This is a genomic window from Arthrobacter sp. 135MFCol5.1, from assembly GCF_000374865.1.
In the GTDB taxonomy this organism is placed as follows: domain Bacteria; phylum Actinomycetota; class Actinomycetes; order Actinomycetales; family Micrococcaceae; genus Arthrobacter.
Genome location: NZ_KB895462.1, coordinates 127057 through 148542 on the forward strand (window position 1 = coordinate 127057; position 21486 = coordinate 148542).

Sequence of the window (21486 nt, forward strand, 5' to 3'; positions counted from 1 at the left end):
GCCGGCTCCGCGCCGCCCTGTCCCGTGCCGCGCCGCCCTGCCAAGGAAATCGTCGGAGGGGTAGGGCAAGATAGGTCTGTGAGCACAGGACCAGGACCCGCAGAACAGACCGCCGCCCGGACCGCGGAACCACACGAGCCCGAGGCCATCCCCACCGAAGCCCTCCGCGAGGAATACGAAAACCTCGCGGACCTGGTGCGGAAGTACCGGTTCGCCTACTACCAGGAGGACGCACCCCTGGTCTCGGACGCCGAGTTCGACACCCTCTTCCGCCGCCTGGAAGAGATTGAGGCCCTGCACCCGGAACTGGTGGCCAATGACTCGCCAACCCAGGAAGTCGGCGGCGAGGTTTCTGCCGCATTCGCCCCGGTGGAGCATCTGCAGCGGATGTACAGCCTGGAGGACGTCTTCTCGCTTGAGGAACTCGAAGCCTGGCTCAACCGGGCCGAGGCAAGCATCGCGAAGATCGGTGACGGCGGCACCAAAGCCGCATGGCTGACTGAACTCAAGATCGACGGCCTCGCCGTCAACCTCCTGTACCGTGACGGGAAGCTGGTGCGCGCGGCCACCCGCGGCGACGGTACCACCGGCGAGGACATCACCCACAACCTGCTCACCATCAAGGAAATCCCGCAGGAACTGCAGGGCAGCGGCTTTCCCGCCGAGATGGAAATACGCGGCGAGGTCTTCATTCCCTCCAAGGCGTTCGCCGAATTCAACGACGCCCTGATCGAGGCCGGCAAAGCCCCGCTGGCGAACCCCCGCAACGCGGCGGCGGGTTCATTGCGGCAGAAGGACCCCGCCGAAACCGCCAAGCGGCCCTTGAAAATGTTCGTGCACGGCATCGGCGCCCGCGAGGGGCTTGAAGCCCGCAGCCAGTCGGAAACCTACCATCAGCTCAAAGAATGGGGCCTGCCCGTCAGCCCGTACTTCGAGGTGCTGGCGGCCCGCGACGACGTCCTGGGTTTCATCCAGCGGTACGGGGACCAGCGCCACAAGCTGCTCCACGAAATCGACGGCATCGTGATCAAGGTGGACGATTTCGCCACCCAGCGCGCCTTGGGCAACACCACCCGCGTTCCCCGCTGGGCGGTGGCCTACAAATACCCGCCCGAGGAAGTCCACACCAAGCTGCTGGACATCCAGGTCAATGTGGGCCGCACCGGCCGCGTAACCCCCTTCGGCGTCATGGAGCCGGTCAAGGTGGCCGGATCCACCGTGGAAATGGCCACGCTGCACAACCAGGACGTGGTGAAAGCCAAGGGCGTGAAGATCGGCGACATCGTCATCCTGCGGAAGGCAGGGGACGTCATCCCCGAGATCGTTGGCCCGGTCCTGGCCCTCCGGGACCAGCAGGATCCGCCGGTCCGGGACTTCGTGATGCCCGCCGAATGCCCCTCCTGCGGAACCCCGCTGGCCCCCGCCAAAGAAGGCGATGTGGACGTCCGCTGCCCCAACTCCAAGTCCTGCCCGTCCCAGCTCCGCGAGCGGGTATTCCACGTGGCCGGCCGGGGCGCGTTCGACATTGAGGCCCTGGGCTGGGAAGCGGCCATCGCCCTGACCCAGCCGGCCGAACCTGAAGTGCCTCCGCTGACGTCCGAAGCACGGCTGTTCGACCTCACCCCCGAGGACCTGGCCGAGGTACGGATCCGCCGGGAGAAGAAGTCCAAGGGCGTCCCCACCGGGGAGTTCGAGCTGGTGCCGTACTTCTACAGCAAGGGCACCGCCAAATCGCCATCCAAGCCAACCGCCAACACCCAGAAACTGTTCAAGGAACTGGAGAAGGCCAAGACGCAGCCCTTGTGGCGGGTCTTGGTGGCGCTGTCCATCCGGCACGTGGGCCCGCGGGCGTCACGCGCCCTGGCGCAGGCCTTCGGCACCATGGACCGTATCCGGGCAGCCAGCGAGGAGGAGCTCGCCCACGTTGACGGCGTAGGACCTACCATCGCCGCCGCCCTCAAAGAGTGGTTTGCCGAAGATTGGCACGTGGAGATCGTGGACCGGTGGGCGGCTGCGGGCGTCCGCATGGAGGACGAACGGGACGAGTCCATGCCGCGGACCCTGGAGGGCCTCACCGTGGTGGTGACGGGCTCGCTGCCCAACTTCAGCCGCGACGAAGCCAAAGAAGCCATCCTGCTGCGCGGCGGCAAGGCCGCGGGCTCCGTTTCCAAGAACACCAGCTACGTGGTGGCGGGGGAAAGCGCCGGGAGCAAGCTGGACAAGGCCGAACAGCTGGGGATCCGGGTGCTGGATGAGGACGGATTCAGGCAGTTGCTCGACGGCGGGCCGGCAGCCCTGGGCGACGCCGCACCCGACGGCACCACACCGGACGCCGACGCCGCGGACCACCACGCCGCGGACCAAGGCAGCGCCCGCCACAACACGCCCGACGACACCACTGTGGAGGAAAGCGCATGACATCCGCGTCTGAACTGTTGGATGTGGCCCGCCAGGCCGCCGCGGCCGGTGCGCAGGTGCTGTCCGGCCGTGACGGCAACGCCCTGGACCCCAACAACAAGGGTGCGGCCGGGGACTGGGTCACTGCCTTCGACATCGCCGCCGAGGACGCCGTGCGCGCCGTGATCGCCGCCGCCCGCCCTGGCGATATTGTCACCGGGGAGGAACAGGGAACGACTCGCCCCGCTGAATCCACGGGGTACCGCTGGTCCATCGATCCCCTGGACGGAACCACCAACTTCATCCGCAACATCGTCTACTACGCCACCTCCGTGGCAGTGGCCGATGCCGACGGCGTCTGGCAGGCCGGCGTCGTCAATGCCCCAGCCTTGGGGCGGGTGTACTACGCCGCCCGCGGCCAGGGCGCGTGGCTGGAGGAGCGGGGAACGCTCACCCGGCTGGAAGGGCCGGTTTCGGGCCGTACCGGGCAGATCCTGGCCACCGGGTTCAGCTACGAGCCGGCCGTCCGCTCCGAGCAGGCGGCAGCGTTCGCCACGCTGATGGATGGCTTCGCCGACGTGCGGCGGCTCGGCTCCGCTGCCCTGGACCTGTGCATGGTGGCGGACGGGACACACGACGCCTACGGCGAACGCGGCCTGAACGAGCATGATTTCTCGGCCGGTGCCCTGATCGCAGAGGAAGCAGGCTGCTGGGTGCGCCGGCCGCGGTTGACCAGTCCGCTCGACGGCGGTCCCTCCGACGACGAACGCCTGGACGCCTGGACCTGCGCGGCCGGGCTGGAACTGTCAGGAAAGTTTCCGCTCTAGGTGTACCGAGCCAAGCGTGCTGTCCGCCGGCCGGCCTTGGTGCGGCGGTAACTCCTCCCGGTACTGATAGTTCGATCACGGAAAGCCCCGTTTGGGCCCGCGGGGGCCCGAACCGCCACTACCATTGACGGGTGCAGCCGCAGCTAACCATCCGTCCCGCCGTCGAAGCCGACTTCGGCGACGTCGCCCGCATCACCGGCGACTCCTACCTCGCCGCAGGGTACTTCGACGACGCCGCCCACCCGTACATGGTCAAGGTCATGGACGTTGCGGCGCGCGCGGAGCAGGCCACCATCTGGGTGGCTGAACGGGAGGGGTCGGTCATTGGCTCGGTCACCCTGGCACTTGCCGGTGAACCGTACGCTGACATTGCCCTGCCGGACGAACTGGAATTCCGGATGCTGGTGGTGGACCCTGCCGTCCAGCGCAGCGGCGCCGGACGCGCCATGGTGGAAGCCATCATCAGCCATGCCCGAACCCTGCCGGGTATCCGTGCGGTGGCACTGACCACGGGGAAAGACTGGGAAAGCGCGCATGGCCTGTACCGCAGGACCGGCTTCCACCGGGTGCCTGAACGGGACTGGTTCGTTCCCGGAACCGACACAAAACTGCTGGTTTACCGGCGCGACCTGTAGCGGCCCTACAGTGGTGGCGACCCATTCCAGCTTTGAAAGGCCCACCCATGCGTAAAACCTTCGGCACCGGCTCCGTCTGGGAGCAGACGCTCGGCTATTCCCGCGCCGTCCAGGTGGACAACACCCTCTACATCTCCGCCACCGCGGCCAGCGGCGACGACGGAATCGTGGGAGACGACTTCTACACGCAGACCCAGTACATCCTGCAGAAGCTCGGCAAGGTCCTGGCCGACGCCGGCTTCGCGTACGAAGATGTGGTGCAGTCCAAGCTGTACCTGACGGACATCAGCAAATGGGAAGAGGCCGGCCGGGCACACGGCGAAGTATTCGGCGAGATCCGCCCCACCCTCTCCCTGGTCCATGTGCTGCCGTTCCTTGACCCGAACATGCTCGTCGAGATCGAACTGGTCGCCCGGAAAGCTGCCTGACGCTCTCCCTGCCCTACCTTGCCGGCAGGCCGTAGCGGTGTTCCGGCCTGCCCGTGGTGCCGTAGCGCAGCTGGATGTCCACGGCGCCGTCGTCGGCCAGCGACGACAGGTAGCGCTGCGCCGTGGCGCGGGAGACGCCCACCCGGGCGGCCACCTCGGCGGCGGAATACTGTTCGCCCGGAGCCAGTGATTCCAGCACCGCGGCTTCGGTTGCCGAGCGGGGTTTCGACGACGACGTGACGTCCCCCGGGATCAGCGACCGTTTTGCGCGTTCCACGGCCTCCTGGTCCAGGGCCCCGGCCTGGCCCAGGAGGCGCCGGTACCTGGCATAGGAACGAAGCTGCTGGGACAGCGACTCAGCGGTGAAGGGCTTGAGCAGGTACCCCAAGGCGCCCCGGCGGAACGCCACCCGGACGGAGGCGGCATCCGAGGCGGCGCTGAGGATGATCGTGTCCACATCCAGCTGCTGCAGCAAGTCCAGGCCGGACGCATCGGGGAGGTAGACATCCAGCAGCACCAGGTCCGGGCGCAGGCTGTGGATTGCCTGCAGTGCAAGCGAGGCGGTGCCAACGGGGGCCAGGGCCAGGAATCCGGCCACGGAGTCCACGTAGGCTGCGTGCAGCTTGGCCACATGGAAGTCGTCGTCCACGATCAGGACCCGAAAATCATCAGCCATTGTTGTCCTTTCCGGCTGCCCCGGGGGTCTTCGCGGCAGGGTTTCCCGCCGTCGTGTGCGGGAGGACCGCCATGAAGACGGCGCCCGGCCCGCCGGCGGTGCCGCGATCCAGTACTTTGACGTCGCCGCCGCGGCGGCGTGCCAGCTGCCGGGCCAGGGCCAGGCCGAAGCCCTGCCCGCCACCGGCACGCACCGGGCCCGCAGCGGTGGTGAATCCTTCTACGAAGACGCCTTCGGGATCGGTTCCGTCCGCCAGCCCGTCGCCCGAGTCCGCCACCACGATGTGCAGCGTCCCGCCGTCGTCGCCCGGCTCATCCAGCACCTCGAGCTCAACCCAGCGGTCCGTCGAGGATCCTGCCACGGCGGCGTTGACGGCGTTGTCGATCAGGTTCCCCAGCACCGTGGTCACATCCTGGGCCTCCGTGACCTGGCCGCGGACCAGGGTTTCGGGCCCGATGCGGAGGGCGACGCCCCGTTCGTCCGCTTCCACGCCCTTGGCCCCCACAAACGCCTGCAGGTAGGGGTCCTGGAGCAGTTCGGCCTGGTCCACGGGGAACTTCAGCGGACCGGTGGCGGCCAGCCCAGCCAGGTAGTCACGGGCCTCCTGGTGCTGCCCGATGCCCAGGAAACCGGCCAGGGTGTGCAGCTGGTTGGCGAACTCGTGCCGCTGGGCGCGCAGGGCCGTGGACATGGTGCCCACGGCATCCAGCTGCCGGGTGAGCTCCTGCAGCTCTGTGCGGTCGCGGAGCATGATCACCCAGCCCAAGTCCTCCCGGCGGTGCAGCGCCTTGCGGGCATTGACCACCAGGACCCGGCCGCCCGCCACCAGTTCCAGGGCATCCGGCCCCGCGGCATTCCCTTCCGGTCCGGCGGCAGCCAACCGCGGAGCGGCGGCCACGGGGGCGGGGCTGGTGAGTGACTTCAGCTGGGCGGGAACGGGGGCGTCCTCCCACCGTGTCCCGGACAGGTCGGGCAAATCGAGCAGGCGCTGCGCCGCGGCGTTGAACACGCTGACCCGGCCGTCGGCACGGACGCCGATGACGCCGTCGTCCACGCCCTGCAGCACTGCCACCTGGTCGTGGACCAGCGTGCTGATCTCTTCCGGTTCCAGGCCCAGGGTGAGCCGCTGGAGGCGGCGGCGCAGCAGGAAGGATCCCAGGACTCCGGCCAGCAGTGCGCCGGCGGCGGTCAGGGCCACCGGGCCGATGTCGCGGCTCACGCTCTGGGCCACGGTTTCCATGGAGTAGCCCACGCTCACCTCACCCACCACCGTCGCGGTGCCGGGGGCATACACCGGAACCTTTGCTCCGGCGGAAGGGCCAAGGGTTCCCGTGTTCCGGGTGGTGATTTCCTGCCCGGACAGCGCCTCGGACGGGTCCGTGCTCACCTTCTCGCCGAGCCGCTGCGGATCCGGGTGGGCCAGCCGGATCCCGGTTTCGTCGGTGATCACTACGAACAGGGCGCCGGTCCTGGTCCGTGCGGCCTCTGCGGAGGCCTGCAGCGGACCCGCGAGGAGCGCGGCCGGCGGGGGAGTGCCGGGCTGTTCGCTGATGGCCAGTACGTCTGCCCTGACCTCCGGATCGGATGCGACGGTCCGGGCCAGCGTCAGGGCCTGGTTCTCCGCGTCGCTGCCCACCCGGTCATACGTCAGCCAGGCATGCACCGTGGCGCTCAGGAGGACCACCAGGAGAACGACGGCCACCTGCAGCAAGAGTGTCTGGGTGGAAAAGCGCAGCGGCTGCCGGGGCGCGGGACGCTGCATTTATCCTCCTTGACGGGTGTGGCGCGACGGGTATGGCTCAACCGTATCGGCTGCCGCCAGGCGCCGACACAGCGTGAGCACAATGAGCAAAATGCTCCCAATAAGCAGTATGCCAATCAATTGAGCCAAAGGCACCGCCGTGACGGACGCCACCCTACAGTCTGTAGCACGCGTCACACCGGTGTGCCGCTGTTCACAAGAAGGAGCCGGCTGTGCTGGTAATACTTGGATTCGCCATGATCGCGGTTTTCATGGTGCTGATCATGACGAAGAAGTTGACGCCAGTGCTGGCGTTGATCATTGTCCCCACCGTTTTTGGCCTCTTTGCCGGCGCCGGCCTGGGCATCGGCGACATGGTCATGGACTCCATGAAGTCCATGACCTCCACCGCGGCCCTGCTGATGTTCGCCATCATCTACTTCGGCCTGATGATCGACGTCGGGCTCTTTGACCCGCTGGTGAAGTTCATCCTCCGCAAGCTGGGCAACGACCCCGCCAAGGTGGTCCTGGGCACCGCCATCCTCGCGGCCGCCGTGTCGCTGGACGGCGACGGGTCCACCACCTTCATCCTCACCACCGCCGCCATGCTGCCGGTCTACCTGCGCCTGAAGATGAGCCCCGTGGTCCTCACCTGCGTGGCCGGCCTGGCCAACGGCACCATGAACATCCTGCCCTGGGGTGGTCCCACCGCCCGCGCCGCCACCGCCCTGAAGATCGATGTCAACGACGTTTTCGTCCCCATGATCCCGTCCCTGGTGGCCGGCCTGGTCGTGGTATTCGCCTTCGCCTGGCTCCTGGGGCTTCAGGAACGCAACCGCCTCCGTGCCGTTGCTCCCGAGATTTGGGGCGTCCCGTCTTCGGCAGAGCCCTTCACGGCAGAAGAGTTCGACGGCGGCACTACCGCCGGCGGCACGGCGCCCCGCGCCGGACGCAAGGGCGGCAACCCCGGCGGAGCAGCCCCCGCCGTCGGCGGCTCCCCGGCAGGATCCTCCGTGGCCGTGCTGGAGCGCACGGACATCCTCCTTGAGGACAGCAGCGCCGGACTCACCGACACCGCCCTGGATCCGAACCGCAGCACCTTGCGTCCCAAGCTGTTCTGGTTCAACCTGGCCCTGACCGTCGCTGTCATGGTGGTCCTCGTGGCCAACGTCATCCCGCTGCCGTTCGTGTTCATGGTGGGCGCGGCCATCGCCCTGCTGGTCAACTTCCCCAAGGTCAAGGACCAGGGCGCCCAGTTGATCGCGCACGCACCCTCCATCGTCGCCGTGGTCAGCATGGTCATGGCCGCCGCCGTCCTCACCGGCGTCCTCAAGGGCACCGGCATGGTCGAAGCCATGTCCGCCTGGCTGGTCCAGATCATCCCGTCCTCCATGGGCCCGTTCATGGCCGTCATCACCGGTGTGCTGAGCATCCCCATGACGTTCTTCATGAGCAACGACGCCTTCTACTTCGGCGTCCTGCCCGTCCTCAGCGAGACGGCCGCGCACTACGGTGTCGGCGCCGCGGACATGGCCCGGGCCTCCATCACCGGCCAGCCGTTCCACCTGCAGAGCCCGCTCGTTCCGGCCATCCTGCTGCTGGTTTCGCTGGCCAAGGTGGACCTCGGTGACCACCACAAGAAAGTCCTGTGGCGTACCGCCGTCATCTCCCTGGTCATGCTGGGTGTCGGGATGCTGACCGGAGCCATCGGAATCGGTTAGTCTGTACCTGCCTGTGCTCCTGTCCCCGAGGCAGGGCCTGGCACGAAGGTGCCCGTCTGACGCCCGCTGGGGGATGTCAGACGGGCATCGGCGTTTCCCCACTAGACTGGATCGGAAAACAATTCGAACTTTGCAGGGGAGATCCATGGCTGCGATCAACCGTGACGACGTCGCGCATCTCGCGCGGCTCGCTCACATCGAGATGAGTGCCGAAGAGCTGGACAGGATGGCCGGCGAACTGGCCGTTATCGTCGATTCGGTCAAGTCCGTCAGCGAGGCCGCAGGGGATGACGTCCCGGCGACCTCCCACCCCATCCCGCTGACCAACGTCTTCCGCGACGACGTCGTGGGACACACCTTCACGGCGGAACAGGCGCTCTCCGGTGCTCCGGATTCCGATGACAACCGTTTCAAGGTCCCGGCCATCCTGGATGAGGCATAACCATGACTGAACAGAACTCCACCGGCATCAGCGCCGAAACCCTGATCCGCCTCTCCGCCGCGCAGCTCGCTGAGAAGCTGGCTGCCGGCGAGGTCACCGCCGTCCAGGCCACCCAGGCGTACCTCGACCGCATCGCCGCCGTCGACGGGCAGGTCAATGCCTTCCTGCACGTCAACGCCGAGGAAGCCCTTGCCGTCGCCGCGGAGGTTGACGCCATCCGTGCCGCCGGAGGCGCGGAGGCGGAATCCCTGCACGTCCTCGCCGGCGTGCCCATCGCCGTCAAGGACCTCATCGTCACCATCGGCCAGCCCACTACTGCCGGTTCCAAGATCCTCGAAGGCTGGCACAGCCCGTACGACGCCACGGTCGTCGAGCGGCTGCGCGCGGCCAAGATGCCGATCCTTGGCAAGACCAACCTGGACGAGTTCGCCATGGGCTCCTCCACCGAGCACTCCGCGTACGGACCCACCCGCAACCCCTGGGACCTGGACCGGATTCCGGGCGGCTCCGGCGGCGGTTCGGCTGCGGCCGTGGCCGCTTTCGAGGCTCCGCTGGCGCTCGGCACGGACACCGGCGGATCCATCCGCCAGCCCGGTGCCGTCACCGGCACCGTGGGCGTGAAGCCCACTTACGGCAGTGTCTCCCGCTACGGCGCCATCGCCATGGCGTCCTCCCTGGACCAGATCGGCCCCGTGACCCGCACCGTCCTGGACTCTGCCCTGCTGCACCAGGTCATCGGCGGCCACGACCCACGCGACTCCACCTCCCTGCCGGAACCGCTGGCTGACCTCGTTGCCGCAGCGAAGACCGGCAACGTCGAGGGCCTGCGGATCGGCATCATCAAGGAACTGCACGGCGAGGGCTACCAGGCCGGCGTCGAAAACCGCTTCAACGATGCCCTGGAGCTGCTCAAGGAAGCCGGCGCCGAGATCGTGGAGGTTTCCTGCCCCAACTTCCAGTACGCCCTGGGCGCCTACTACCTGATCATGCCGTCCGAGGCCTCCTCCAACCTGGCCAAGTTCGACGGCGTCCGGTACGGCCTGCGGGTCCTCCCGGAAGACGGTCCCATGACCATTGAACGCGTCATGGGCGCCACCCGCGCCGCCGGCTTCGGCGATGAGGTCAAGCGCCGCATCATCCTGGGCACCTACGCCCTGTCGGCCGGCTACTACGACGCCTACTACGGGTCCGCCCAGAAGGTGCGCACGCTGGTCCAGCGGGACTTTGATGCCGCCTTTGAGCAGGCCGACGTCCTGATCTCGCCCACCGCCCCCACCACGGCCTTCCCGCTCGGCGAAAAACTGGACGACCCCCTGGCCATGTACCTCAACGACGTCGCCACCATCCCGGCGAACCTCGCCGGCGTCCCCGGGCTGTCCCTGCCCGGCGGCCTGGCAGACGAGGACGGCCTGCCCGTGGGCATCCAGCTGCTGGCACCCGCCCGCGAGGATGCCCGCCTCTACCGGGTGGGTGCTGTCTTGGAGTCCTTGCTGGAAGCCAAATGGGGAGGCCCGCTGCTGGCCCAGGCTCCCGCGCTGGGCGCTGAATCCCTCGAAACCCAGGAGGCAAAATAATGAGCACCGACGAAATCCTGAGCTTCGAAGAGGCCATGGAGAAGTACGACCCCGTCCTCGGCTTCGAGGTCCACGTCGAACTGAACACCAAGACCAAGATGTTTTCCTCCGCGCCCAACGTCTTCGGCGACGAGCCGAACACCAACGTCAACGAGGTGGACCTGGGGATGCCCGGTGTCCTGCCGGTGGTCAACAAGACGGCGGTGGAGTCCTCCATCAAGATCGGCTTGGCGCTGAACTGCAAGATCGCCGAATCCTGCCGGTTTGCCCGGAAGAACTACTTCTACCCGGATACCCCCAAGAACTTCCAGACCTCGCAGTATGACGAGCCCATCGCGTACGACGGCTACCTGGATATTGAACTCGAAGACGGCACCGTGTTCCGGGTGGAAATCGAGCGCGCGCACATGGAAGAGGACGCCGGAAAGCTGACGCACATGGGCGGCGCCACCGGCCGCATCCAGGGTGCCGACTTCTCCCTGGTGGACTACAACCGTGCAGGCGTACCGCTGGTGGAAATTGTCACCAAGCCCATCGAGGGCGCGGGCTCCCGCGCACCGGAGCTCGCCAAGGCGTACGTTGCCGCCATCCGCGAAATCGTCAAGAACCTCGGCGTTTCCGACGCAAAGATGGAACGCGGCAACGTCCGTTGCGATGCCAACGTCTCGCTGCGCCCGCACGGCCGCGAACGCTTCGGCATCCGCTCCGAAACGAAGAACGTGAACTCGCTGCGCGCCGTGGAACACGCCGTGCGCTACGAGATCCAGCGCCACGCCGCCGTCCTGGACTCCGGAAACCCGGTGGTGCAGGAAACCCGCCACTGGCACGAGGACACCCGCACCACCACCTCGGGCCGGCCCAAGTCCGACGCCGACGATTACCGCTATTTCCCGGAACCTGACCTGGTGCCGGTGGTCGCTTCGCGCGAATGGGTGGAGGAATTGCGTGCCACGCTGCCCGAGCCGCCCGCCGAGCGCCGGAAACGGCTCAAGGCCGACTGGGGCTACTCCGACCTGGAATTCCGCGACGTTGTGAACGCCGGCGTCCTGGACGAAATCGAGGAAACCATCGCGGCCGGGGCTTCCGCCTCCGTGGCCCGCAAGTGGTGGATGGGGGAGATCGTCGGCCGCGCCAAGGCTGCCGATGTGGACCCCGGCCAGCTGGGCGTCGAGGCTGCCACCGTGGTGGAGCTCAGCCGCATGGTGGAGGCCGGCAAGATCAACAACAAGATGGCCTCCCAGGTGCTGGACGGCGTGCTCGCCGGCGAAGGCACCCCGGAAGAGATCGTCGAAGCGCGCGGCCTCGCCGTGGTGTCCGACGACGGACCCCTCCTGGAAGCCATCGACGCCGCGCTGGCCGCGCAGCCCGGCGTCGCGGACAAGATCCGCGCCGGCAAGGTGCAGGCCGTGGGAGCGATCGTGGGCGGGGTCATGAAGGCCACCCGCGGGCAGGCCGACGCAGGACGCGTCAAGGAGTTGATCCTGGAGAAGCTGGGCGTCACCGCTTAGCACTCCGATACCCACCCGGGTCGCAGCAGATGTCCGTTTTGAGCATCCATAACGACATCAACTGCGGCCCGGTTGGGCTTTAAGTACTCAGGTGCCGCCGGCCGCAAAGTACCCGTGGCCGCACGTGCGTGGCGGACCTAGACTGGAGCCCACAGGGCACAGGAGGGTACAGGGCGATGATGCCTTGGCAGTGCTGAGGAAGGAACAACCATGGTCCGGGACCCATTGAGGATGCGCAAGGCAATGCTGGCCGGGGCGGTGGCCTTGGCCCTTTCCGGAACCGGGGCGGCACTGGCCTGGTCGGCCACCGGGACGCCAACGCCGTCCCCCTCCCAGACTGCACCGGGACAGCAGAAGGCACCGGGCCAACAAAAGGCACCCGGGCAGCAGAAGGCACCCGGGCAGCAGAAGGCACCCGGGCAGCAGAAGTCCCGGCATGGCCAACCGCTCCACGGTGAGGCAGTGGTCAAGCAGCCCGACGGAACCTTCCAGACTGTCCTCGAACAGCGCGGAACCGTGGAGTCCGTCAGCGACTCCGCCATCACCGTCAAGAGCGAGGACGGCTTCATCCAGTCCTATGCAGTCAACGCGGACACCAGGATCACCAAACTTTCGGCGGCCGACGATGGTGCGGGCCGCAAGCCGGCAGCCGGATCGATGGCGGACATCGCCGCCGGCGACACCGTGCGCGTGGCCGGCGTGAAGGACGGGGACCAGGCCACTGCCAAGCGGATCGTCGACGGCGCCGGTGACGGCCCGGGCCTGGGGTCGGGACGTGGGCACGGCATGGGCAAAAAGATGGGTGCGGGCAACCATCAGGATGGCGAAGGGGCATAGCTGCGCCGGTCCGGCCACGCCTGCCACGGGTCCGTGACACCGTGCCCGCCCCTGCACCAGCCAGCTCCCGCTTACCCCTGTTGCACCAGCCCTGCCATGATGTCTTCCAGGGCCTCACAGACCAGCACTACTGCACGCCGCTTGAGGTTTTCCGGCCTGGCCAGCAGGTCGATCCGGCGGCGGGTGCTGATGCCTTCGAGCGGGCGCAGGACAATGTCCGGATTCAGGACCGGCCCGGCGGTGTACCTGGGCAGCAGCCCCACCACCCCGCCCGCGGCCACCAGGGCAGCCACCGTGGAGTAGTCGTTGATGCGGTGGACGATGTTCGGTTCCCGGCTGGATACGGCCGCGACGGCGGAGAGCACGTCGGCGGGGGAGTAGCCGGGGTGGCTGGTCACCCAGGCTTCGGCGCCGACGTCGTGCACCGTGACGGTGTCCTGCCGGGCCAGCGGGTGCCCGGCGGGGAGGGCCACGTCCAGCGGCTCGTGGGCCAGCGGGATCACGGCGACGCGCTCGGCGGGCCAGCGGGGGCTGTGGTCCATCCGGTGCGCCAGCACGAGGTCGTACCGGGCGGTGAGGGCCGGGAAGTCCTGCTGGGCGACGTCCTCGTCGGAGAGTTCGATCCGCGGATGTCCCGGCTGGTCCAGCATCCGCGCCAGCGGGCCAAAGAGGGCCTGCCCGGCGCTGTGGAACCCACTGACGGTGACCCGGCCGGCGGGCGAACCGTGGTATGAGCCCAGCGCGCCACGGGCATCGGCCATGGCGCTGAGGACGGCGGCGCCGGCGTCGGCGAGGACTTGGCCGGCTTCGGTCAAGACCAGGTTCCGGCCCTCCTTGCGCGTCAACGGCACGTCCACCGTCCCTTGCAGGTGGGCCAGTTGTTGGGAGACCGCCGACGGGGTGACCATGAGGGTGTCGGCCACCGCCTTCACGCTGCCCAGCGCCCCAAGTTCGCGGAGGATTTCCAGCTGATGTAATTCCACTCCGCCAGTGTATACATTAGGAAAATCTAAATCGTCGATTGAGAAGATTCCTGTTGTGCTAATGCTTTCCCGGGGCTTCAATGAGGAGGACACCAACCCGCTGATGTGAATGCCAAGAAGTAAGGACGCCAATGAAGGCCCTGTACAAGGCCGGCCCGCACGCCGGTTTCGAACTCGTCGACCGGCCGGAACCCACGGCGGGTCCGGCCGACGTCAAGATCCGCGTGATGACCACCGGGATCTGCGGAACCGACCTCCACATCCAGTCCTGGGACGCCTGGGCGCAGGGCATGATCGAGGCTCCGCTCATCGCCGGCCACGAATTCTACGGCGAAGTGGTGGAGGTGGGCGAGGACGTCCGCGAGGTCAAGGTGGGAGACCGAGTCTCCGGCGAAGGCCACGTGGTCTGCGGTATCTGCCGCAACTGCCGTGCCGGGCGCCGGCAGATGTGCATCCACACGGTCAGCGTGGGAGTCCAGCGGGACGGCGCCTTCGCCGAATACGTGGTCATCCCGGAGACCAACGTTTGGGTCCACCACGACCCCTCGGTCACTCCCGAGCTTGGCGCCATCTTCGACCCGTTCGGCAACGCCGTCCACACCGCACTGAGCTTCCCCCTGGTGGGCGAAGACGTGCTCATCACCGGGGCCGGCCCCATTGGCCTGATGGCCATCGCTGTGGCCCGCCACGCCGGCGCGCGCAAGATCGCCATCACGGATGTGTCGGTGCCGCGGCTGGAGCTGGCCAAGCAGCTGGGCGCCGACCTCGCCATCGATGTCTCCACGACCCGCGTCCGCGATGCCCAGCGGGAGCTGGGCATGCGGGAGGGGTTCGACGTCGGAATGGAAATGTCCGGCCACCCCACCGCCCTGCCTGAGATGATCGACAACATGAACCACGGCGGCCGGATCGCCATGCTGGGCCTGCCCAGCCAGGACATCACCATCGACTGGGGCAAGGTGGTCACCCACATGCTCACGCTCAAGGGCATCTACGGCCGGGAGATGTACGAAACCTGGTACGCCATGAGCGCCATGCTCTCCTCCAACCCGGTGCTGCACGCCGGAATCTCCGCCGTGGTCACGGACACGCTGCCCGCCACGGACTGGGAGAAGGGCTTCGACATTGCCCGCAGCGGCGTGGGCGGAAAAGTTGTCCTCGACTGGACCCGACTGTAAGGAACCCCATGTACACCTCCATCAAGGACCAGCTCCGCGGCGAGCTGGACGAGATCCGCACCGCGGGACTCTACAAGACCGAACGCAGCATCAGTTCACCGCAGTCAAGCCACATCATCGCGGGCCGGATCGGCGGTCAAGGCAGCGACGTGCTGAACTTTTGTGCCAACAACTACCTGGGCCTGGCCGACCATCCGGACATCATCAATGCCGCAAAAACCGCCATGGATGAGCGCGGCTTCGGCATGGCCAGTGTCCGGTTCATCTGCGGAACCCAGGACCTGCACCTCAGCCTCGAGGCCAGGGTCTCCGCTTTCCTGGGGACCGAGGACACCATCCTTTTCTCCAGCTGCTTCGATGCCAACGGCGGCGTCTTCGAGTCCCTCCTCGGCCCGGACGACGCCGTCATTTCGGACGCCCTCAACCACGCCTCCATCATTGACGGCATCCGCCTGTGCAAGGCCCGCCGCTACCGGTACGCCAACCAGGACATGGCCGAGCTCGAGGCCCGCCTCCAGGAGGCCCAGGACGCGCGGCGGAAGCTGATCGTCACCGACGGCGTGTTCTCCATGGACGGTTTCCTCGCCCCGCTCGAGGCCATCTGCGACCTCGCCGAAAAATACGGCGCCATGGTGATGGTGGACGACTCCCATGCGGTGGGCTTCATGGGCGCTACCGGCGCGGGCACCCCGGAGCATGCAGGGGTTTCGGACCGGGTGGACATCTACACCGGAACCTTCGGCAAGGCACTTGGCGGGGCGTCCGGCGGCTACGTGTCCGGCCGCGGCGAGATCGTGGCCATGCTGCGGCAAAAGGCGCGGCCGTACCTGTTCTCCAACTCATTGGCGCCCGCCATTGTGGCCGCGACGCTCAAAGCGCTTGACCTCGTGGAGAGCTCCGCGGAGCTCCGGCGCCGGTTGTTCGAGAACGCAGCGCAGTTCCGCCGCAGGATGACCGAGGAAGGCTTCGACCTGCTCCCGGGCGAGCACGCCATCGTGCCCGTCATGTTTGGGGACGCAGTGATGGCAGCCAAGGTGGCGGACCGGATGCTGCAGCACGGCGTCTTCGTCACCGCCTTCAGCTTCCCGGTGGTCCCGCGCGGTGCCGCCCGGATCCGGGTGCAGTTGTCCGCCGCGCATTCAGCGGACGACGTCGAAGCATGCGTTCGTGCCTTCGTCGCCAGCCGTGCCAAGGCGGCAGCCTAGACGGCAGCGCCGCATGGCCTGTACGCGCGCCTGGCGTGAACCCCCGCCGGGCATGTACGCGCGCCTGGCGTGAACCTCCGCCCGGCATGAACTCTGCGAGGATGGACCAATGGCAGCACATTACGATGTCCTGATCGTAGGCGGCGGCATCGCCGGCCTGTCTTTGACGTCCGCGCTGGCGGGGCGTTGCAGCGTTGCGCTGGTGGAGGCGGAGCAGGAACTGGCGTACCACACGTCCTCCCGCTCCGCCCGTCAGCTCATCCCCAGTTACGGGCCTCCCGTGGTGCAGGAACTCACCGTCCGGACCCTCGAACTGCTTGCCGCCCGCGACAGGGAACTGCCCGAACCGGTTCTGGCGCCGCGCAGTTTCATGTTGATCGGCTCGGAGCCGGACGTGGCATCCGAGGCGAGCGGACACATGCAGCCGATCACGGTGGACCGTGCCCTCGAGCTCTGCCCGGCGCTCTTGCCGGGAACGTTTACCGCCGCAGGGCTGGACACTGGTTCCTTCGGATGCAACGCCCCTGTCCTGCTGGCGGATCACCGCGAGAGGGCGCTCGCTGCCGGGGCGGACATCATCACGGGCGCCCGCGTCCACTCGGCCCAGCGGCAGGGCTCGGGGTGGCAGGTGGGCGCCGGAAGCGAAGGCTTTGAGGCCGGGGTCCTGGTCAATGCGGCCGGTGCCTGGGCCGATGAACTCGCCGTGATCAGCGGCGTCGAGAAGCTCGGCCTCCAGCCGTTCCGGCGGACTGCGGCGATTGCCGCCGTCGAACGCTCCCTGCCTGGACACAGCCCCATGGTGGCCGCCGCGGACAATTCTTTCTATTTCCGGCCGGACGGCGCGGATGTGCTGATTTCCCCGTCCGAAACGGTGCCCAGCGGCCCCGAGGATGCGCGTCCGCGGCCAGGCGACGTGGAACGCTTGGTGGCCATGTTGAACTCCACGACCGCCCTCGGGATCACCCGCATCCGGCGTGCCTGGACGGGCCTGCGCACCGAAGCGGCGGACGGGGTGCCGGTGGCGGGCTTCGACGCCGAAGCGCCGGGGTTCTACTGGCTCGCAGGGCAGGGCGGCTACGGATTCCAGACCTCCGCAGCCATGGCGGAGTTTGCAGCCACCCAGATCCTTGCCGGGCAATCCGGCGGCGGCGCAGGCGGGGCGGGTCCGGCATCCCGGACAGTGGAGGCACTGGCTGCCACACGCTGGTCCATTCGACGCTGAAGAATGGTCCCATGAGCACCCTGATCACCAATATCGCCGAGCTGATGACGCAGGACCTTGAACATCGGGTCCTGCGGGACGCCGCCGTGGTAGTGGACGGGGAACGGATCGCGTGGATTGGCGCGGCGACCGATGCACCTGCCGCGGACGACGCCGTCGATGCCGGCGGGCGGGCCATGCTGCCGGGATGGGTGGACTCCCACTGCCACTTGCTCTTTGCCGGGGACCGCACCGCCGAGTTCGAAGCCCGGATGGCCGGCGAGGCCTACGCCGCCGGCGGCATCGCCGTCACCATGAATGCCACCAGGGCCACATCCGATTTTGACCTCACGCGGCTGGCCATGGGGAGGGTGGCTGAGGCCGTCTCGCAGGGGACCACCTACCTGGAGACGAAGACCGGCTACGGCCTGGACATTGAGAATGAGGCCAGGAGCGCCCGGATCGCGTCCACAGTGGCAGACCAGGTGACTTATCTTGGTGCGCATCTGGTTCCCGCCGGCCAGGATGCCGAGGCCTACACGGACCTGGTCTGCGGGCCGATGCTGGCCGCCGTCAGGCCCTATGTCCAGTGGGCTGACGTGTTCTGCGAGGAAGGTGCCTTCACTGCCGAGCAGTCGCGCCGCGTGCTCCTGGCCTGCCGCGACGCCGGGCTCGGCCTGCGCGTGCACGGCAACCAGTTGGGCGAAGGGCCGGGCGTCCAACTAGCCGTCGAGGTGGGCGCTGCCAGTGTTGACCACGTGAACCACCTTTCCGGGCGGGACGTCAAGGCCCTGGCGGCCTCGTGGTCCGCGTGGGACCCGGCCACCGGCACGGGGGAGCGGGGCACGGTGGCCACCTGCCTGCCCGCTTGCGACCTGTCCACCCGCCAGCCGCTGGCACCGGCCCGGGCACTCCTTGATGCTGGCGTCCAGGTGGCGTTGGCCTCCAACTGCAATCCGGGCACGTCCTACACCAGTTCCATGGCATTTTGCGTGACCACTGCCGTTCTCCAGATGCACCTGAGCGTGCACGAGGCCGTCCGTGCTGCCACCTATGGCGGTGCCTTGGCGCTGCACCGGGAGGTGGGGCGTGACGCGGACGGCGAGCGGGCCGTAGGATCGATCGCCGTCGGCCACCGGGCCGACCTCCACCTGCTCAACGCACCCTCCGCCACCCACCTCGCTTACCGCCCGGGCATGCCGCTGACGTACGCTGTGTGGCGTGCCGGAGTGCGGGCTCGGTAAAGATTGCCGGTTAAGTGATTTTTCTTGATTGTTCACCCGGGGTTACAATCAGAAAACGTCATCCGATAGGGTGGCTGGTGTACTGAAAGGCCCCCCTGCATGACGCGCACAGACCGGCTGACGGCCATTCTTGACCTCTTGGCCAGGACCGGCCAAGTGGAAGTTGACGAGATCGTCAGCAGCCTGAATGTTTCGCCGGCCACTGCCCGCCGCGACCTGGACAGCCTTGCCAAGCGGCGGCTGCTGACCCGGACCCGCGGCGGCGCCACTACCGGTGCCTTGGCCTACGACCTGCCCGGACGCTACAACCGTGACGACCACGCAGAGGCCAAGGAACAAATCGCGCAGTGCGCATCGGCCCTGATCCGGCCTGGAGCAGTCATTGGGCTGTGCGGGGGCACCACCAGCACAGCCCTGGCGCAGATCCTGGCGACGCGGGAAGACCTGAACGCCCCGTCCAACCAGCCAACTCTCACCGTGGTCACCAACGCCATCAACATCGCCGGCCAGCTCGCGGTGCGGCCCAACATCAAAGTCATGGTCACCGGGGGCATCCTCAACCCCCGCTCCTACGAGCTGGTTGGGCCCTATACGGACATCATCATGCAAAAGGTGGTGCTGGACATCGCATTCATCGGAGTCAACGGCATCGACCCCGAGGTGGGACCCACCAACACCGGCGAAGGGGAAGCCTCGGTCAATGCGCTGCTCGCCAGCCGGGCCCGCGTCTCGTACGTCCTGGCCGACTCTTCCAAGGTGGGCGTCCGGGCCTTCGCCACCATGGACGGTTACGACTTCACCCGGCTCATCACTGATTCCGGCATTTCTGCCCACGACAAGGCGGCCTTCGAAGCCCGGGGTACGGAAGTTATTATCGCGCCTGCCTGATGCCCGGCAGCTGGTGTAAGCGTGGCCTGTGCGCCCTCTGGTGTGCTGCCTGGATCCTTGGTGTTGCCCCGGCTTGTGGTTCCCTCCGGCCGCTCCATCAGCCCGGATCCAGAAACTGAGGGCAAGATGGGAACATGCTGGTTCCCTCCCGCCGTCGCCTGCGGCTCGAAGTCTGGATCGTCCTGGGCCTGTCACTCGGCCAGTCGGCTGTGTACTCTGTGGTGCAGCTGCTGGATAAGATGACCCGTGCGCCACTGGCGGAGGGAACCTCCACCCTGAACCGGTCGCAGAGTACGCGGGAGTACTTTGACCTGACCTACCAGTTGCTGGACATCATCTTTGCGCTGGTTCCCGTGCTGCTGGTCCTCTACTTCCTCACGGACCAGCGCCAGGCCGCCCCGGGCGACGCCGGTTCATCAGGTTCGGCGTTCCGGAAGCTTGGGTTCAACTTTGCCCGGCCCGGAAGGGACCTGCTGCAGGGCCTGGGGCTGGCGGCCCTGATCGGGATCCCGTCGCTGGGGCTGTACGCCGCCGGCCGCGCGCTGGGAATCACGACGTCGATCATTCCCAGTGCGCTCGACGCCTACTGGTGGACGGTGCCGGTCCTGATCCTGTCCGCGATCAGGCACGCGGTCCTGGAAGAAGTCATTGTGGTGGGCTACCTCTTGGACCGCTTCGGCAAATTCGGCTGGAGCACGCCTCTCGCTATCGCCGTCAGTTCGCTGCTCCGCGGCAGCTATCACCTCTACCAGGGTTTCGGGCCATTTATCGGCAACGCGATCATGGGGGTGGTTTTCGCCTGGCTGTACACCCGCACCCGCCGCGTCATGCCGCTGGTCATTGCCCACGCGTTGTTGGATATCGTGGCGTTCGTCGGCTTCAGCCTCTTTGGCAAGGCCGTGGGGCTGGGGTAGGCGTGGGGCATTAGCCTCGGCGGCTCGCCCCCTACGTGCGCTGTCACATCAACGACAGCAGCAACGGCCACTCTGCTTGCGGGTCTGGCGGCAGGAGGAACGGCATAGCGTAGAAGTCGTCCCAGAGGGCATCAGTAGCGCAAAGGTCGTCCGGATCCAGCAGGTTTTCCCCGTCAGGATCCTCCGTTTCCGGCTCCTCCGTTTCCGGATCCGGGCACGCTGGGAGTTCGGCAAGCGGCACGGTTCCTGGTGGCCAGTGGGTTGGTTGGGGGTCGTGTTGTTCGGGTTTGTAGTGTCGGCCGGTGGGTGAGGTCCAGCCGGGTGGTTTGTTTTTGGTGGCTGGGTCGGGGGTCCAGGTGCTGTGGTGTTTGAGGCGGTGGTGTCGGGGGCAGAGTTGGGCCAGGTTGTGGGTTCCGGTGGTGCCGCCGTGGTGCCAGGGGTTGAGGTGGTCGGTGTCGTTGTCGGGGGTGTGGTTGGTGCAGCCGGGGAAGGTGCATGTGCCGTCCCGTAGCCGGATCCATTGTTTGATGGTCTCCGGGAGCCGGTAGCGGGTGCGGCCTATTTCCAGGGGTGCCCCGTCGCGGGGGTCGACCAGGACCCGGTAGAACGATTCCGCCCCGCCGGCGACGAGCTTGCGCGCCATGGATGCCGGGACCGGCCCGAACCCGTCCAGCACGGCCGGCTCATCGGTGAGGCCCAGCAGCGAGAACACCGGGACCGTGACCAGGACATCAGCCCGCGGCGTGGGGATCTTGCCAAGCCCGCCGGCGGTTCCCGCATCGGTGAAGCTGCCCGGGCCGGTGGCGCGGCAGGTGTCAGGCTGGTGCGGAGGTTCGGTGCCACCGGTGGGGCTGGTTCCGGCCCCGAGGGACAGGCTGGTGCGGCCGTTGGGGGTGGTGGTGGGCTGCAGTCTGGCGCCGAGGAGGAGTGAGGCGGCGACGTCGGCGCGGAGCTGGGTGAGGGTGCGGGGCTCGTCGGGGTTTTGGAGGCCGCGGGCGGTGGCGGTGCTGCGGTTCCAGATCGCGCATGCGGTGTCCCCGGGCAGGTAGAGCGAGAGCCAGGCCATCCCGTCGCGGTCCGGGGCGTA

General features: G+C 67.5%; 19 protein-coding genes. 15 read left to right on the forward strand and 4 right to left on the reverse strand.

Features of this window, described 5'->3' with window-relative positions:
* Positions 1–78 precede the first annotated feature (78 nt).
* The 4 genes from ligA (at position 79) to C563_RS0115650 (ending at position 4287) form a co-directional block, all read left to right on the forward strand.
* Positions 79–2418: an NAD-dependent DNA ligase LigA gene (gene ligA, locus C563_RS0115635; RefSeq protein ID WP_018763011.1), complete on the forward strand. Its 2340-nt coding sequence runs from the start codon at positions 79–81 to the stop codon at positions 2416–2418.
* Positions 2415–3224 (forward strand): inositol monophosphatase family protein, encoded by an 810-nt coding sequence (locus C563_RS0115640; protein WP_018763012.1) that lies wholly within the window; start codon positions 2415–2417, stop codon positions 3222–3224. The genes ligA and C563_RS0115640 overlap by 4 nt, the downstream gene beginning before the upstream one ends.
* A 131-nt stretch (positions 3225–3355) precedes the next feature.
* Positions 3356–3859, forward strand: coding sequence for a GNAT family N-acetyltransferase (locus C563_RS0115645; protein WP_018763013.1), 504 nt, complete (start codon positions 3356–3358; stop codon positions 3857–3859).
* A gap of 47 nt (positions 3860–3906) precedes the next feature.
* Positions 3907–4287, forward strand: a complete 381-nt coding sequence (locus C563_RS0115650) for a RidA family protein (protein WP_018763014.1) — start codon at positions 3907–3909, stop codon at positions 4285–4287.
* A gap of 13 nt (positions 4288–4300) precedes the next feature.
* On the opposite strand, the gene C563_RS0115655 is transcribed toward C563_RS0115650, so the two are convergent.
* Entirely contained in the window at positions 4301–4963 is a 663-nt protein-coding gene (locus tag C563_RS0115655) for a response regulator (protein WP_018763015.1), read from the reverse strand.
* Positions 4956–6725: a sensor histidine kinase gene (locus C563_RS0115660; RefSeq protein ID WP_018763016.1), complete on the reverse strand. Its 1770-nt coding sequence runs from the start codon at positions 6723–6725 to the stop codon at positions 4956–4958. Before C563_RS0115660 ends, C563_RS0115655 begins: the two co-directional genes overlap by 8 nt.
* Positions 6726–6937: 212 nt before the next feature.
* Between C563_RS0115660 and C563_RS0115665 the strand changes: the two genes are divergently transcribed.
* From C563_RS0115665 to C563_RS0115685, 5 genes are all read left to right on the forward strand, one after another.
* Positions 6938–8425: a CitMHS family transporter gene (locus tag C563_RS0115665; protein WP_026264939.1), complete on the forward strand. Its 1488-nt coding sequence runs from the start codon at positions 6938–6940 to the stop codon at positions 8423–8425.
* 145 nt (positions 8426–8570) lie between these two features.
* On the forward strand, positions 8571–8867 hold the full coding sequence (gene gatC, locus C563_RS0115670; RefSeq protein ID WP_018763018.1) for an Asp-tRNA(Asn)/Glu-tRNA(Gln) amidotransferase subunit GatC: 297 nt from the start codon (positions 8571–8573) through the stop codon (positions 8865–8867).
* A 2-nt stretch (positions 8868–8869) separates the two neighbouring features.
* Positions 8870–10441, forward strand: coding sequence for an Asp-tRNA(Asn)/Glu-tRNA(Gln) amidotransferase subunit GatA (gatA, locus tag C563_RS0115675; protein WP_018763019.1), 1572 nt, complete (start codon positions 8870–8872; stop codon positions 10439–10441).
* Positions 10441–11949, forward strand: coding sequence for an Asp-tRNA(Asn)/Glu-tRNA(Gln) amidotransferase subunit GatB (gatB, locus tag C563_RS0115680; protein ID WP_018763020.1), 1509 nt, complete (start codon positions 10441–10443; stop codon positions 11947–11949). Before gatA ends, gatB begins: the two co-directional genes overlap by 1 nt.
* Before the next feature lie 210 nt (positions 11950–12159).
* A complete protein-coding gene (locus C563_RS0115685) occupies positions 12160–12786 on the forward strand; it encodes a DUF5666 domain-containing protein (protein ID WP_155845200.1) in 627 nt (208 codons plus the stop codon).
* A gap of 71 nt (positions 12787–12857) precedes the next feature.
* Here the strand turns inward: C563_RS0115685 and C563_RS0115690 are convergent, their stop codons facing one another.
* Positions 12858–13769, reverse strand: coding sequence for a LysR family transcriptional regulator (locus C563_RS0115690; RefSeq protein ID WP_026264940.1), 912 nt, complete (start codon positions 13767–13769; stop codon positions 12858–12860).
* A gap of 131 nt (positions 13770–13900) precedes the next feature.
* Between C563_RS0115690 and tdh the strand changes: the two genes are divergently transcribed.
* The 6 genes from tdh to C563_RS0115720 all read left to right on the forward strand — a co-directional run bounded on the left by tdh (position 13901) and on the right by C563_RS0115720 (position 20399).
* On the forward strand, positions 13901–14947 hold the full coding sequence (gene tdh, locus C563_RS0115695; RefSeq protein ID WP_018763023.1) for an L-threonine 3-dehydrogenase: 1047 nt from the start codon (positions 13901–13903) through the stop codon (positions 14945–14947).
* Positions 14948–14955: 8 nt separating this feature from the next.
* Complete coding sequence (locus tag C563_RS0115700; protein WP_018763024.1) at positions 14956–16152, forward strand: glycine C-acetyltransferase; 1197 nt, start codon at positions 14956–14958, stop codon at positions 16150–16152.
* Between the two features lie 109 nt (positions 16153–16261).
* Positions 16262–17374, forward strand: a complete 1113-nt coding sequence (locus C563_RS0115705; protein ID WP_018763025.1) for an NAD(P)/FAD-dependent oxidoreductase — start codon at positions 16262–16264, stop codon at positions 17372–17374.
* 11 nt (positions 17375–17385) lie between these two features.
* Complete coding sequence (locus C563_RS0115710) at positions 17386–18597, forward strand: amidohydrolase family protein (RefSeq protein WP_018763026.1); 1212 nt, start codon at positions 17386–17388, stop codon at positions 18595–18597.
* 99 nt (positions 18598–18696) lie between these two features.
* The gene (locus C563_RS0115715; RefSeq protein WP_018763027.1) at positions 18697–19485 is read left to right on the forward strand and encodes a DeoR/GlpR family DNA-binding transcription regulator; all 789 of its coding nucleotides are present in this window, start codon (positions 18697–18699) and stop codon (positions 19483–19485) included.
* Positions 19486–19619: 134 nt separating this feature from the next.
* The gene (locus C563_RS0115720; protein WP_018763028.1) at positions 19620–20399 is read left to right on the forward strand and encodes a CPBP family intramembrane glutamic endopeptidase; all 780 of its coding nucleotides are present in this window, start codon (positions 19620–19622) and stop codon (positions 20397–20399) included.
* A gap of 43 nt (positions 20400–20442) precedes the next feature.
* Here C563_RS0115720 and C563_RS21460 read toward each other — a convergent pair.
* Positions 20443–21486 (reverse strand): HNH endonuclease signature motif containing protein (locus C563_RS21460; protein ID WP_018763029.1); only part of this gene is annotated, 1044 nt, incomplete at its 5' end.